Annotated in this window: 11 protein-coding genes; 9 read left to right on the top strand and 2 right to left on the bottom strand. The window is 44.0% G+C overall.

From position 1 onward, the window contains the following. The first annotated feature begins 24 nt into the window (after positions 1-24). From ACQKMP_RS02615 to ACQKMP_RS02600, 4 genes are all read left to right on the top strand, one after another. Positions 25-1,809 (top strand): DAK2 domain-containing protein, encoded by a 1,785-nt coding sequence (locus ACQKMP_RS02615; protein ID WP_339247455.1) that lies wholly within the window; start codon positions 25-27, stop codon positions 1,807-1,809. Positions 1,810-1,893: 84 nt separating this feature from the next. Further along, positions 1,894-2,757, top strand: a complete 864-nt coding sequence (locus ACQKMP_RS02610) for a DegV family protein (protein WP_042187404.1) — start codon at positions 1,894-1,896, stop codon at positions 2,755-2,757. A 9-nt stretch (positions 2,758-2,766) separates the two neighbouring features. After that, positions 2,767-4,818 carry an ATP-dependent DNA helicase RecG gene (gene recG, locus ACQKMP_RS02605; protein ID WP_149644193.1) on the top strand — a complete coding sequence of 684 codons (2,052 nt, stop codon included), beginning with the start codon at positions 2,767-2,769 and terminating at the stop codon, positions 4,816-4,818. 66 nt (positions 4,819-4,884) lie between these two features. Further along, positions 4,885-5,172, top strand: a complete 288-nt coding sequence (locus ACQKMP_RS02600; RefSeq protein WP_042187408.1) for a stage VI sporulation protein F — start codon at positions 4,885-4,887, stop codon at positions 5,170-5,172. Positions 5,173-5,755: 583 nt separating this feature from the next. Here the strand turns inward: ACQKMP_RS02600 and ACQKMP_RS02595 are convergent. Beyond that, entirely contained in the window at positions 5,756-6,616 is an 861-nt protein-coding gene (locus ACQKMP_RS02595; RefSeq protein WP_339247458.1) for a YitT family protein, read from the bottom strand. Between the two features lie 869 nt (positions 6,617-7,485). Here ACQKMP_RS02595 and ACQKMP_RS02590 point away from each other — a divergent pair. Together ACQKMP_RS02590 and ACQKMP_RS02585 are read left to right on the top strand one after the other, a co-directional pair. Further along, a complete protein-coding gene (locus ACQKMP_RS02590) occupies positions 7,486-7,899 on the top strand; it encodes a DUF2500 domain-containing protein (RefSeq protein WP_231573434.1) in 414 nt (137 codons plus the stop codon). Between the two features lie 97 nt (positions 7,900-7,996). Then, positions 7,997-10,723, top strand: coding sequence for a calcium-translocating P-type ATPase, SERCA-type (locus tag ACQKMP_RS02585; RefSeq protein ID WP_427468770.1), 2,727 nt, complete (start codon positions 7,997-7,999; stop codon positions 10,721-10,723). Between the two features lie 95 nt (positions 10,724-10,818). Here ACQKMP_RS02585 and ACQKMP_RS02580 read toward each other — a convergent pair whose 3' ends face one another. Then, on the bottom strand, positions 10,819-11,754 hold the full coding sequence (locus ACQKMP_RS02580) for a C40 family peptidase (protein ID WP_427468769.1): 936 nt from the start codon (positions 11,752-11,754) through the stop codon (positions 10,819-10,821). 324 nt (positions 11,755-12,078) lie between these two features. On the opposite strand from ACQKMP_RS02580, the gene ACQKMP_RS02575 reads away from it, so the two are divergent. The 3 genes from ACQKMP_RS02575 (at position 12,079) to ACQKMP_RS02565 (ending at position 14,921) form a co-directional block, all read left to right on the top strand. After that, a complete protein-coding gene (locus ACQKMP_RS02575; protein WP_042187416.1) occupies positions 12,079-13,149 on the top strand; it encodes an ABC transporter substrate-binding protein in 1,071 nt (356 codons plus the stop codon). Between the two features lie 61 nt (positions 13,150-13,210). Further along, entirely contained in the window at positions 13,211-14,134 is a 924-nt protein-coding gene (locus tag ACQKMP_RS02570) for an ABC transporter permease (protein WP_379421829.1), read from the top strand. Continuing rightward, entirely contained in the window at positions 14,127-14,921 is a 795-nt protein-coding gene (locus ACQKMP_RS02565) for an ABC transporter ATP-binding protein (RefSeq protein ID WP_427468768.1), read from the top strand. The genes ACQKMP_RS02570 and ACQKMP_RS02565 overlap by 8 nt, the downstream gene beginning before the upstream one ends. The last annotated feature ends 76 nt before the right edge of the window (positions 14,922-14,997 follow it).

The following is a 14,997-nucleotide window of genomic DNA, read 5'->3' as shown; positions in this document are numbered from 1 at the left end:
GAAGTTAGGAAGGGGAATTCTCAATTGAGTAAGCGTTCTATAAACGGAACAGATTTTACCGCTATGGTATTGGCTGGAGCGGATAAGCTGCAACAGCATGCAGAACACGTCAATTCCCTAAATGTTTTTCCGGTTCCAGACGGAGATACCGGAACTAACATGAATTTGACGATGACCGCAGGTTCGAATGAATTGAAGAAAAATAATACAACGTCTGTCGGTCAATGTGCAGGTGTACTCTCTAAGGGCTTGTTAATGGGCGCACGGGGGAACTCCGGAGTTATTTTATCTCAATTGTTCAGAGGGTTTAGCAGATCTGCAGCTCAACATGATGAGCTGAACACACAGCAATTTGCTGCTGCATTGCAAAGCGGAGTGGACGCAGCCTATAAAGCAGTTGTAAAGCCTGTAGAAGGAACTATTCTTACAGTGGCTAAAGAGGCTGCAAGACATGCTCTCTACTATGCTCGCCGAACTACAGATGTTACAGAGCTCATGACAGAGGTATTGGCCAAAGCAAAGGAAGCCTTAGCCTATACACCGGAACAATTGCCTGTCTTGAAGCAAGTCGGTGTCGTAGACTCTGGCGGTCAAGGACTGGTTTATATTTATGAAGGGTTTCACCAGCATCTGACGAGCGGAAGCTCCGGTGTATCTGAACCTGTAAAAGGACAACCTCAGGCACCAGTCGTGCCAACACCGGTACCGGTGTTAAAGAAACCTGAAAGCGAACTGTCTTCTGTACAGTCTTCTGCGCAATCACAGCTTTCAACAGAGGACATAGAATTTCTATATGATATGGAGTTCTTCATTAATCGCCAGTTAGGCGGTAACGTGAGAACGGACTTTGATGAGGAAACCTTTAGGAAAGCGTTGTCAGTAAATGGAGATTCCATTATTGTAATTTCGGATGATGAAACCATTAAAGTGCATGTGCATTCCAAGGCTCCAGGTGAAGTTTTGAATCTGGCACTCCTCTATGGGGAAATTACGCAGATTCATATTCTCAATATGCGTGAGCAACACCGTGACTTGTTAACTGCAGGGATGGATATTGCACCTATGCCAGATGTTTTCGCCGATATGCCGGATGAACAGAGCCGGGTACAATCAGCTCCAGCCGAACCACCAGCAGATGATTTGGCACCTTACGGATTCATCGCAGTATCATCAGGCGCTGGGATTGCAGATATTTTCAAAAGCCTCGGTGTGGACGTAGTCCTAGCTGGAGGTCAGACTATGAACCCTAGCACAGAGGATTTCGTGAACGCGATTTCTTCCATCTCTGCGAAGCATGTTTACATTCTGCCGAATAACTCTAATATTGTTCTTGCCGCTCAGCAAGCTAAGGAGCTCTTGGAAGGCGAACGTGAGATTACGGTTATTCCAAGCAAAAGCATTCCTCAAGGAATCGCTGCAGCCTTCGCGTTCCAAGAAGAGGATTCTGAGGAGACTAATTCTGGGAACATGCTAGAAGCAATCTCACAGGTCAAGTCAGGACAAGTAACAAATGCTGTCCGTGATACAAGCTTTGATGATCTGGAGATTAAATCCGGGCAATTTATCGGAATTTCGAACTCCAAAATTGTCGCTGCCGCAGATGATCTGTTAGCTGCAAGTCAGGCGCTGCTGTCCAATATGCTTGAGAATGGCGATGAAATCGTTACGATCCTTAGTGGAGCAGAAACTGATTCTGAGGTCACAGATTCCTTAAGCGAGTGGCTGGAAGAGACTTACCCTAATGTGGAAGTAGAGATTCATGAGGGTGGCCAACCCCTTTATTATTATCTTTTCTCCGTAGAGCCATAGGTAGATGCTGAGGGTTCTATAACAGTTCAGGAGCAACTTGCTAATTACGTAGTTGGCAAAATTATAGTATGGGGGAGATAATCCATGAATCGTACCATTATCGTCACCGACAGCACATCTGATATCCCGCCAGCAATGGCGGAAACGTATGGCATTGAGGTCGTCCCTTTGACCTTGATGTTCGGCGAAGAGGCTTTCCGGGACAATCTGGATATGACGCCGGAGCAGTTCTATGAGCGACTTCCCCGCTCGTCACAGTTGCCGACTACTTCTCAACCCTCACCGGTTGAATACATGAATGTGTATCGAGATATTTTGGAACGTTACCCGGGAAGTCCTATCCTTTCGTTTCATATTTCTTCTGGACTAAGCGGTACGTACCAATCAGCACTATTGGCTAAATCGATGTTGGAGGAAGAGGGAGAAGGGATCACTGTAGTAGATTCTCTCTCCGCTTCTTACGGTTTTGGATTTATGGTGGTGGAAGCCGCCAGATTGGCTGCTGAAGATAAGAGTCCCGAAGCGATTCTTGAAGCTGTAGAAAGTCTGCGCCAATCTCGTAAGCTTTACTTCTTGGTAGATACACTTGAATATTTACAAAAAGGCGGGAGAATCGGAAAGGCCTCGGCCATTCTGGGAACGCTTCTTAATATTAAGCCGATCCTGTCTATTGATGCAGAAGGAATAATATATGCGGTAGAGAAAGTTAGAGGCCGTAAGAAGGCTATTGCCCGTATGATTGAATTATTTAAGAAGGATATTCAAGGTGTAGACAAAATCAATGTGGCCGTGGGTCATACGGCTGAACCGGCTTCCGGTGAAGAGTTCCTGAAAGAGCTGTCAGGACATTTTACACTAGAAGAGAAAGTGCTGACGAACGTCGGCCCTGTCGTGGGCAGCCATGTCGGAAACGGTACGTTAGCTGTATTCATTTGGCCTGCAAAATGAGGGATGAATATGACACTGTCATTAAATCAAATTGAAGTAAAAAACATAACTGGCGTGAGTGCTCAAAAGCAAAGCGAGCTTCACGCCTTTGGCGTCTTTACAGTAAAGGATTTGTTAGAGTATTATCCGTTCCGTTATGAGGATTATCGCCCGCGCTCGCTGAGTGAAACCAAACATGGGGATAAAGTGACTACAGAGGCTAAAGTGATCGGTATCCCTGTACTGCAACGTTTTGGAGGCAAGTCACGACTTAGTTGTAAAATGGTTGCTGAGCCTTGGATGTTCACAGCTACATGGTTTAATCGTCATTACGTGCGTGAGCAACTTACTGTGGGAAGAGAAATTGTACTCACAGGTAAATGGGATCAGAAGCGAAATCAAATTACAGTGACGGATTTTGAATTCCCCGATCGTGGGGAAGGGAAGACAGGGACTCTACAGCCGGTCTATTCCATCGGTGGAAAGATCACGCAGTCGTGGATCAGGAAAAGTATTAATCAGGCGCTTCAGCAGTATGGAGATCTAATTCCTGAGATACTACCACATTCTATTATGCGGCAATATGATTTTATGCCCCGTAAACGGGCGATTGCTACCATTCATAGGCCAGAGGATACGCGTGAAGGGCAGCAGGGACGCCGCAGGATGGTGTATGAGGAGTTGTTTCTGTTCCAGTTGAAGATGCAGGCATTCCGGGTACTCAATCGCGGTAGGATGGATGGTGTAGTCCATACCGTAGATAACGCAACCGTGCGCCAGTTTGTTCGCAGCTTACCTTTTGAGCTTACAGATGCTCAGAAACGAGTGGAGCTGGAGATCTTACATGATCTGCGATCACCATATTGCATGAATCGACTGCTTCAAGGTGATGTGGGTTCCGGCAAAACGGTACTAGCTGCCGTCGCGCTTTTTGCAACCGTGCGATCTGGTTTTCAGGGTGCGCTTATGGTGCCCACTGAGATTTTAGCAGAGCAGCATATGCGTTCACTTACGAAGATGTTTGAGCCGTTTGGAATTACGGTTGGTCTGTTAACAGGGAGCGTAACTGGACGGAAACGTAAAGAATTGTTAGCTTCACTACAAATGGGGATGCTCGATATTGTTGTAGGAACGCATGCATTGATTCAGGAGGATGTATTTTTCCGTGATCTGGGTCTTGTAGTTACGGACGAGCAGCATCGGTTTGGTGTAAACCAGCGAGGTGTATTGCGGCGTAAAGGATATAATCCGGATGTACTTACGATGACTGCAACACCTATTCCACGTACACTTGCGATCTCTGTTTTTGGAGATATGGATGTATCCACGCTGTCGGAAAGACCGAAAGGCCGAGTGCCAATAACTAGTTATTGGGTCAAGCATGATCTCATGGATCGTGTCCTAAATCTGATTAAGCGTGAAATAGAGCTGGGACGTCAGGCGTATCTGATCTGTCCGCTCATTGAAGAATCGGAGAAACTGGATGTACAGAATGCTATAGATTTACATATTCAGATGAGCCAAGCTTTTCCTAACTATAAAGTTGGGCTTTTGCATGGAAAGATGTCTCCAGCTGAAAAAGATGAAGTGATGCGAGCATTTTACAACAATGAACTGCAACTCTTAGTATCCACAACGGTTGTAGAGGTGGGTGTAGACGTTCCTAATGCCACGTTGATGATTATTATGGATGCAGACCGGTTCGGATTATCACAGCTGCACCAGCTTCGTGGACGGGTTGGTAGAGGTCAGCATGCCTCTTATTGTGTACTAGTGGCTGATCCGAAATCTGAAATCGGGCGTGAACGAATGACTGCTATGACGGACACCGATGATGGATTTGAGATTTCGCGGAGAGATTTGGAGCTGCGTGGCCCAGGTGATTTTTTTGGAACCAAGCAGAGTGGATTACCGGAGTTTCGCTTGGCGGATATGACGGCTGACTTTGAAGTGCTGGAGCAGGCGCGTGATGATGTGGCAGAGCTGCTTAAGGATGAGAAGTTCTGGACATCTCCTGAATATGCACCTCTTCGGCATTATTTACAAGGCGAGCAAATTTTCCAAGGGGAATTAATTGACTAAGTAGGCACATCTAGCTCCTAAGCCTCATATACTGTGAAAGATTGGATATGACGGGAGGTGCTACACTTGGGTTATCAACAATTCGGAATTAGCCCTCAGCTCGTGGAACGCATCAAGCTGAAGATGAAAAACGCGACTGTCAAAGATCGTATTAAAAATATGATTAACGGCGTCTCGAAACAAGAGCTACAGGACACGGCAGTTGTTCGCAGGCTGGTACGGAATGCGTCTGGTGTACTGAACGAGAAATTGACCTCGACGCAGGAAGACCAAATTGTGAAATTTATTATCGCTCAGAAAATTGATCCAAACAACACCTTCCACTTGATCCGTTTGTGGGGAATGTTCCGTTAGGAAAGTGTGCTAGCGAGTATAGGCTAGATCTTAGGTTTGATTCTCAGCTAGCTAAAGGAGTAGAGGCTGTCTCAAAAGTAGTGAATGCTGCTTTTGAGACAGCTTTTTTTGTGTGAATCAAGGATGAATTCTAGTGAAAAGCAGACAAACAAACACTGGCTCATTAACGTTGATTAATGAACGCTGACTGACGAACACTGATTAACGAACGTAGACTAACCAATAATTTTCCGGCGAGAATCCTGCAATAGTACATCTTTAGATGATACGAGGAGGGTTAATGTATTGATTCCTGCAAATCTGCAGGAATTCTTGCATCAGAAGAAGCTTTCGAGCCATAAATGAGGATATTCCTGTACATTTGCAGGATTTGGGCTTAATGGAGCGGATGTCTGAGCCAAAAGATGTACTTTTGCAGGATATCGTAATTCCAGCGAAAGAATCCCGGTTGATAACGCAAAAGTAGCGCTCCCCCCATACACGGGAGAAACGCTATTTATCTTACGTGGAATAATAAAGTTTACCTTCAAACAAAGAAGGCTTAATCAACATACTTATCATGCTCATCATTCTGCCCTGATAGTTAGGATGGCAGATTACTCAATCTTTGATCACTGGCAGCTGATTTGAGCACAATTTGGCTGTCAGGATCACAATTAAGGACGATGGTCCGCAATTGATGTTCTTCCATTTTGTTGATGAGACAAAACAATGTGCTCAGCTCTCCATTTTGCCCGGAGCCTTCAGCAAGCCCAACTTCTCGATTTAATGAGTTTTCGAGAGCTTCCTGGATATCCATGCAACTATTGCTGGTAATCCATGCAGCGCGTGAATCGGATAACCCTCGGAGTGAGAATCTCACACCTTCGAAGGCCAATAAGTAAGCAATAATGGAGTACATGGCTTGCTCCCAGCCAAATAGTGTGCCTGCTATAAGCAAAATAGCACAGTTTAGAATCATGATGACGACTTCGGTTGACTTTGGCGGTCCACCACTCAGAAGTGAATATCCTTGATCACTTGCATGTTTGTTCACACCACCGAATCGGACAGATATACCGATACCGAGTCCTAAACATATGCCACCTGCCATAGCAGCAGGTAAAGGATCACTAATCACTGCAGGAAAACGGTGTAGAGCAAGAGAAGCGATGGTCAAGCAAGCTAATCCTAGAACGGTATACAGAGCAAAGCGAAGATTCACTTGCTTTCGAGACATGAATATAAAAGGTAGATTGAATAGAAAAAGAAACAATCCCAACCGCATTTCAGTGGTATGAGCGAATAATGCCGATAAACCTGTGATTCCACCAACTACAAGCCCATGTGGTATGAGAAATAACTCTAATCCTACTGCGGCAAGTAGTGCTCCTGCAATAACGGTTAGAACTCGGAATACTGAATTTTTACGTAATTGTTTATGTTGTGTTGTCTTTGTCTGCAATGTTTTTCCTCCTTTAGCAGGGGAAACAACTTTATTCATTTTCGTAGGGAGCGACAGCTTTTTTTGGGATAATTTTAGCAGCATGTCACTTCTTTAATTTATATACTGTATCCAATAATTTATAGATCCATTTTGATTCCTATGCTAGAAGTAAGTTTGCATAACAAATTTTTACCGATTCCTGGTAAATCCGATTCTCTATAATCCACGAAAGTCTACCCTGCATTTAGGTGTCTTATAATTATTTCGCTTTCTTCGAATTTTTATCAATGGAAGTTCTAAATGACCTTCAGTAACAATCATTTAAGGTAGATATGAAATTCGCATTGCGTGATATTAGAAAGTGAGAAGTGAATTTTAACAGGTACAGCCGCAGTCGAAGCAAGAATTTATAGATCACAGGACGGAATACAAAAGAAAGCACAGGGAGTATCGCGGCTACCGCAATAGATTTAGTTCCCCACTGTTCAGTTATTTTGATGGCTCCTATTTGAGGAGTTATTTGGGGTACCGTCCTTACGGGAGCTATAAACTTTCGCTCGTAGCGTTCAATTTCGGTTGTCTTTGATTCTTGCTCCGTAGTGAATAATCCTCCAGACCAAACCGGTGGAAAAGAAAACATCATTCCCAGAATTAGGACTATACGAAGAAACCAAAGTAGTGACAAGCGCGCTATATATTGCACCGAAATAACACCTCCCAACTGTATGTAGTATAAAAAGCATACCATACCTTATCATTTGATTCCAAATTGTTTTGTGAAAAAAATTCATTTGAAAACGATGAAAACAAGAAACCGGACGGGAAAAATGACGTATTTCGTAGAAAAGAAGACTTTTATTATCTTGTATCAGTCAGGAGGAATGAATTTGAGCGAATGGCAGGATTTTAACGGTTTTGATAAACGAAGCTTTTTCGGAAGTTTCATTCATGAGATGCCCCTATTTTTTAAATTATTTGCTTTGTTTATTCTAGGTGTTTTCGTCTTTATAATTTATAAATCAGTGAGAAGCTGGATAGCCAACAACGCAAGTCCCTTGATAAAAGCTAGCTCTAAAGCTGTAACGAAACGGACTGAGGTATGGGGTGGTTCGGGTGAGTCGAGCGCACATACTAGTTATTATGTGACGTTTGAGTTTGAGGATGGTGGACGCTTGGAATTGCAGGTTAGAGATCAGGATTTTGGTCTGATTGTAGAAGGGGATCGAGGAGAACTCCTTTATCAAGGGACTAGATTCAAGAGCTTTGATCGAGTCAAGCAGACGGAACAGCTTAATTTCTAAAATTGTACATAACGTTCTAGAATCACCGTGCCTTTTTTGGGTAAGACTCATATGAGAGGTTTTACCAGAATCTCAATCCCGGAAGGAGGCTATTGTCTTGAACTCAAATGATCCAAAATCGCAGGGGCAGGTACCTTTTCATACACTAAGTGAGGAAGAAGTGCTCAAAAGGCTGGAAACTAGGAAAGATGGTTTGTCTTCCGGTGAAGCCGCTAAACTTCTGGAGCAGTATGGGAAGAACGTACTTCAAGAAGCAAAAACTAAATCTCTGCTAGGAAAATTTATTGAACAATTTAAAAATGTAATGATCTTTATTTTGCTAGTGGCGGCAGTATTGTCTGGGGTTTTGGGAGAATGGACAGATACAGTCATTATTTTGTTGGTAGTCATCCTGAATGCGGTACTTGGTGTTATTCAGGAAAATAAGGCAGAGCAGGCGCTAGATGCCCTGAAAAGTATGTCCTCTCCGCATGCCAGAGTGCGGCGTGGAGGTCAGGTCTCAGAGATTAAAAGTGAAGATCTCGTACCTGGGGATATCGTATTGCTGGAAGCTGGAAATGTAGTTCCGGCGGATATTAGACTGTTAGAAGCTGCTTCTTTGAAAACAGAGGAAGCCGCATTGACCGGAGAATCATTACCTTCAGAAAAGAAGATAGGTGTGCTTGAAGGAAGCGATATTGTTATCGGGGATCGTACCAATATGGCTTATATGAGCAGCAATGTAACTTACGGTAGAGCGGTTGGTGTCGTCACAGCTACAGGAATGCAGACTGAAGTCGGCAGGATTGCTGGGTTTATCTCGGAGGAAGAGAATGATGTAACACCGCTGCAAAAGAAACTGGATGAACTAGGAAAATATTTCACCTTTATTATTCTTGGTGTCTGTGTAGTCATTTTTGCCGTCGGTATATTTGAGGGTAGAGAGCTGCTGGATATGCTTCTCACCTCGATCTCACTTGCAGTAGCAGCGATTCCTGAAGGGCTGCCAGCAATTGTGACGATTATCTTGGCACTCGGAGTGCAGCGGATGGCTAAACGTAAAGCGATCATTCGCAAACTCCCCGCTGTAGAAACGCTCGGAAGCACCGAAATTATTTGCTCTGACAAGACAGGTACTTTGACTCTAAACAAGATGACTGTCGAAAAAGTGCATGTCAATGGAACTACGAAAGAAGCTGCTGAAGGTCTTGAAGGGACACCGGGTGGTGAACTATTGCTTCAGGCTATGACGCTTTGTAATGATTCCAGCATTGACGAAGGGAATTCCTCTGAAGAACCTGGAGGGAATGATGGAGCTAAGGACCCGCAAACTAAGAGTGGTAAAGCGATTATCGGGGATCCTACGGAAACAGCGTTAGTGGACTACGCGCTCAGTATAGGTACTGACAAAAGGGATTTAGAAAAGAAATTCCCACGTAAAAATGAACTGCCATTTGACTCCGATCGCAAGCTGATGACGACGATTCATGAAGTTGAGAACGGACGTTATCGTGTGTTAACGAAAGGTGCACCAGATGTGCTTTTGTCCAAATGCAGCCATATCTATGTGGATGGAGAGATCGTTCCTTTTAATGATGAACATTCACGACATATCATGGAAAGTAATACAATGCTTGCGAATGATGCACTGCGGGTGCTGGCATTTGCTTTCAGAGATGAACAGCAGCTACCGACTAACCTCTCCCCGGAAGCTACGGAGAAAGAACTTGTATTTATCGGTTTAGTCGGTATGATTGATCCTCCACGAGAGGAAGTACGGGATGCGGTAGCTATCTGCCGTAAAGCGGGGATTAGACCTGTAATGATTACAGGAGATCATCGAGATACTGCAGCGGCCATTGCTAAAAGATTAGGTATTATCGAAGATGAGACAGGCGTATTGACCGGCAGTGAGCTGGATAAATTCAGTGAAGAGGAATTTGCTGAGAAAGTCACTAATTATTCGGTTTATGCACGTGTATCTCCTGAACATAAAGTTCGGATCGTTAAGGCGTGGAGGAAAAAAGGGAAGATTGTTGCCATGACGGGTGACGGTGTGAATGATGCTCCTGCGCTTAAATCATCAGATATCGGCGTCGGGATGGGCATCACAGGAACGGATGTAGCTAAGGGCGTCTCAGATATGGTGCTAGCTGATGATAACTTTACGACCATAGTTGTTGCTGTTGAAGAAGGACGGAAGGTTTACAGCAATATCCGTAAGGCCATCCAGTTCCTACTCTCAGCCAATCTTGGGGAAGTGCTTACGCTATTCATTGCAACCATGATCGGCTGGCGTATACTCGAGCCAATTCATATTCTGTGGATTAATCTTGTTACTGATACCCTACCGGCATTAGCTCTTGGGCTTGAGAAGGCGGGGGATGATTTGATGTCGAAGAAACCACGCAAAGCCAGCAGCAGTATCTTTGCTGGTGGCGTGGGAATCGGGATCATCTACCAGGGTATATTAGAGGCGGCGCTTACGCTGTTTGTATACCAGTGGGCACATACCCATTACAATGAGGGAATTGCGGTTACGATGGCATTCGCCACATTAGGATTGCTGCAAATTTCTCATGCATTTAACGTCAGATCCAATACGAAATCGTTGTTCCAGATTGGCTGGTTCAGCAACCGGTATATGCTGTGGGCATCACTGATCTCTACACTTATGCTGGTGCTGGTGATTATCATCCCAGGACTGAATGACTGGTTTGGTGTCTCACATTTAAGCGGGTTACAGTGGGGAATTGTAATTGCTGCAGCACTGGCAATTATAGTGATTGTAGAGTTAGTAAAGCTGTTTGTACGTTTAAGTGGCAAGGGCAAGAATTGGGATTAAGAATACCGCTTTATGCTGCGACAAAGAAGCCTGAACCCTTCCATAGCGGAGGATTCAGGCTTTTTTTATAGGTGCCTTTAGTCAGTGAATGTAGGTTACAGAATGCGCTGCATATGCAGGATTACGTTGCTCCAATACCCTGAGTCGAGCTCACTGATCTGAACCCCGGGATCACCCCAGGTATGAATGAACTTTCCATCCCCAATGTAGATACCGACATGTCCGGGTATAGCATCACTTTCAAACCGACCTGGGACAGTGAAGAATATAAGATCGCCGACATCTAGTGCACTGCGTTGCACGCGAGAACCTATATTATCTTGATCCTTGGCTAGACGCGGTAAGTTTACACCGAATTGTTTGAATACATGCCTTGTAAAAGAAGAGCAATCAAATTTCTTAGTCTCTTCATAAGGCCCGGTACCAAATTCATAAGGCACACCTAAGAATTTTTTGGCATAAGTAACTAATTCCTTCTTGTCTGCTTCAGAAATGCTTTGGATGTGAAATGGTTTTGATCCATCCAGTGATTTAGCAGATGGTGTTTTTATAATAGCTTCATGGTCGGTCGGTGTGGCTATGTTGATTTCACCAGACTGAGGATTCCAACCCACCTCCGTTTGAAGAAATTTGGATAGAGCTAGCGGTGTGATATAGATTTGACCTTCTTGTCGTCTAGGTGCCTGCGGTAGTGTGATTTTCTCACCGAGGGAGAAGACTTGAGTAGAGCCAGGGCGCAGCATGTACATAACATCACTGTAGCCAATTTTGGTGTATCCACCATGAGTAGCATCATCTTTCATTCGATAGCCAAGTGAAGTAATCGCAGGTTTGAGTGGAATCCAGTACTTTCCTTGAGCATCGGTGATGGCGGACTTTTCATAATAACTTGAGGCTTGCATGCCATCGGGAGTTACGGCGTTTACCTTGGGTTTTTGTGATTGTGAAGAGTAACCGCATGCGGTACTTGATAAAACGGCAGCGAGCAATACAGTAGCAGTGGATAGTAATTTTTTGTGGTTATTAGGCATATGACACGCTCCAAATTCAAACTGTAGTTTAAGTTTGTGCAGGGGGCTTTTTTTTATGTAATGGGGACCAAGGCAATCACTGTAAGACATAACCAAGTCCTTCCTATATTGGTGAGTTATGCGCTATAAAATTTGTAATCTATGGAAGTAGGATAAGTGATTGACGGATAAACAACCTCCATATAATATAGGTTTAATAGATTTCTATCATTATTGTGAGGTACGTGTAAGCTTATGCTTTAATGCTTTTATCGATAAAAGTGATAATGCTGAGTCGCTCACATTGATGCACGCGTTAATAATATAATGAAATGGGGTACTTTAATGAAAAAGAGAAACATTTTTGCAGGTTTAAGCTTATGCTTCATGCTAGTAGCTGCTGGCTGTGGCAACAATAATGCCGCTGTAAACTCAGGAAACGCAACAAGCACTGGAAATGCGCCAACGAATGCTGGAACCGCTGATTCCAAAACGTACAAAATCGCAATTTCCCAATACGTAGAACATCCATCACTTGATGCTACACGCGAAGGTATTCTTGCTGCTTTGAAGGATGCCGGGCTTGTTGAAGGAGAGAACCTGAAGGTTGACCTTGAGAATGCTCAAGCTGACCCTGCGAATAACTTGACCATTGCTCAGAAGATTGCAGCTGACACTAATGATTTGGTATTGGCTATTGCAACACCTTCTGCTCAATCGGTTGTTCAAGCGCTTAGTAAATCAAGTAAGGACACTCCGATACTGTTCGCAGCAGTGACTGATCCACTCGATGCAAAGATCGTAACTGATCTGGAGCACCCAGGTGGAAATGTTTCTGGTGTATCAGATACGAATCCTGAAGCTATTAATAGATTAATGCAATTCATTGCTACTCAATTTCCTAATGTGAAGAAGCTGGGCATTGTTATCAATGAAGGTGAACCGAATGCTGTAATTATGGCGGATATTGCTAAGAAAGAGCTGGATAAACATGGTATTGAGCTTGTGAAGGCAGCCATCACAAATACTTCTGAAGTGAAGCAAGCTGCTGAATCACTAGCTGGTCGTGTAGATGCATTCTACATTACTTTGGATAACACAGTAGTGAGTGCTGTTGATACGATTATTCAAACAGCTAATGATAAGAAAATTCCGTTCTTCTCCAGCGACCGGGATACCGTTGAAAAAGGCGCATTTGCAACCGTTGGCTTCAAATATTTCGACCATGGTTACCAAGTTGGACAAATGGCAGTGGACATTCTGAAGAATGGTAAAAAGCCAGCAGATATGAAAGTAACGATGCAAGAAAAGCTCGATCTTATCCTTAACCTTAAAGCGGCTGCAGCACAAGGCATAGAAGTGACGGATGCGATGAAAAAAGAAGTTGCCGATCAAGCTAACAATATTATTCAATAAGACATTCTATAGGGGCGATTCCATGAGGGCGCCCCTTGATGCTTGAAAGGAGAAGACTTCTATGTATGATTCAATGCTCGGGGCTGTGGAAATGGGGTTGCTCTATGCATTTATGGCTTTAGGGGTGTATATTACTTTTCGCATTTTGGATTTTCCTGATTTGACTGTAGATGGAAGCTTTACTACTGGCGGTGCTATTGCGGCCGTTATGATTACCAATGGTTATGCACCCTGGTTAGCCACGCTTGCTGCTATTGCAGGTGGGATGCTGGCAGGAATGTGTACCGGTCTACTACATACGAAGGGCAAAATTAATGGATTGTTATCCGGGATTCTAATGATGATCGCACTTTATTCCATCAATCTGAGAATTTTTGGCGGTAAGCCTAACTGGTCACTAATGGGTGATACCACGTTGTTCTCGTCCATCAATCCGCTTCTTGTTCTTCCTTTTATTGTTTTATTTGTGAAAATTCTAATGGATTTATTCTTGCGTACTGATCTTGGGCTTGCTTTAAGGGCTACCGGAGATAATGCAAGAATGATCCGTAGTCTGGGTGTAAACACAGATAACACGACAATTCTCGGCGTCAGTTTATCCAACGGAATGGTGGCACTTTCAGGTGCATTGATCACTCAGTATTCTACCTTTGCGGATTCCTCAATGGGTATAGGGATGATTGTTATCGGCTTAGCTTCGGTAATCATTGGTGAAGCCATTTTCGGTGCTGGAAATGTATTCCTTGCGACGTTGGCAGTTGTTCTGGGATCTATTGTTTACCGAATCGTAGTTGCATTAGCCTTGTATGTACCATGGTTGAGACCTTCGGATCTTAAGCTGATTACGGCGATTATCGTTATTTTCGCACTTGTATTCCCATCGATTCAGCGTTTCTTGAAGCAGAAGAATATGGCGCGTAAACGTTCGCTTGAATTAGCTGAACAAGCGCTTAGCAGCAAGAGAGGAGGCACCATCGATGCTTAAACTGGATAACGTATCTAAGCTGTTTAATCCTGGGACACCGGATGAGAAGATCGCACTGCTTGGCATTGATTTGGAGCTTCTTCCTGGTGACTTTGTTACCATTATTGGAAGCAATGGTGCTGGTAAATCAACGCTAATGAACATTATTTCTGGTGTGATGAAGCCGGATCTTGGTTCAGCTAGTATTGAAGGGAATTCGATTAGCCATTTAGCAGAATATCAGCGCAGTCGCTGGATCGGACGGGTTTTTCAGGACCCGATGGCAGGTACGGCTCCACGGATGACGATTGAAGAAAATTTAGCGATGGCTTTTAAAAGAGGGAAGAGTAGAGGATTATCGTTTGGTGTAAATGCAGCGAGACGGACGGTGTTTCGTGAGGAGTTAAGTCGTCTCGGGATTGGATTGGAGAATCGTCTGCGAGCTAAGGTAGGATTATTATCTGGTGGGGAGAGACAAGCACTGAGTTTGCTAATGGCAACCTTTACCCAGCCGCAAATTTTGCTGTTAGACGAACATACAGCGGCACTTGATCCTTCACGAGCGGAGCTGATTACTAAACTGACAGAGTCTATCGTCCGTGAGATGAAGCTGACTACGCTTATGGTTACCCATAACATGGAGCAGGCTATACGTCTTGGCAATCGTCTTATCATGATGGATAAAGGCCGTATTATCCTTGATATTGATGAAACAAGGAAAAAGGATCTTACGGTAGAACGCCTGCTGGGAGAATTTGAGACCATCAGTGGTCATAAACTGGCGGATGATCGAATGATGCTTGGTTAGTTTTGTATAGGAGTATCTTAGGCTCAGGATAGGGGCTTAAAGTGAATTCTGACTCTGGATTTCACTTTAAGTCCTT

Source organism: Paenibacillus sp. NPDC101420, assembly GCF_050277435.1.
Classification (GTDB): Bacteria; Bacillota; Bacilli; order Paenibacillales; family Paenibacillaceae; genus Paenibacillus_AQ.
Note: the sequence above shows the minus strand (reverse complement) of the source record. Positions and strands in the feature narration are given on the sequence as shown.

Excerpts from the sequence above, each read along its gene's own strand:
- ACQKMP_RS02610 (WP_042187404.1), top strand. The coding sequence starts at position 1,894 with ATGAATCGTACCATTATCGTCACCGACAGCACATCTGATATCCCGCCA.
- recG (WP_149644193.1), top strand. The coding sequence starts at position 2,767 with ATGACACTGTCATTAAATCAAATTGAAGTAAAAAACATAACTGGCGTG.
- ACQKMP_RS02580 (WP_427468769.1), bottom strand. The coding sequence starts at position 11,754 with ATGCCTAATAACCACAAAAAATTACTATCCACTGCTACTGTATTGCTC.
- ACQKMP_RS02575 (WP_042187416.1), top strand. The coding sequence starts at position 12,079 with ATGAAAAAGAGAAACATTTTTGCAGGTTTAAGCTTATGCTTCATGCTA.
- ACQKMP_RS02570 (WP_379421829.1), top strand. The coding sequence starts at position 13,211 with ATGTATGATTCAATGCTCGGGGCTGTGGAAATGGGGTTGCTCTATGCA.
- ACQKMP_RS02565 (WP_427468768.1), top strand. The coding sequence starts at position 14,127 with ATGCTTAAACTGGATAACGTATCTAAGCTGTTTAATCCTGGGACACCG.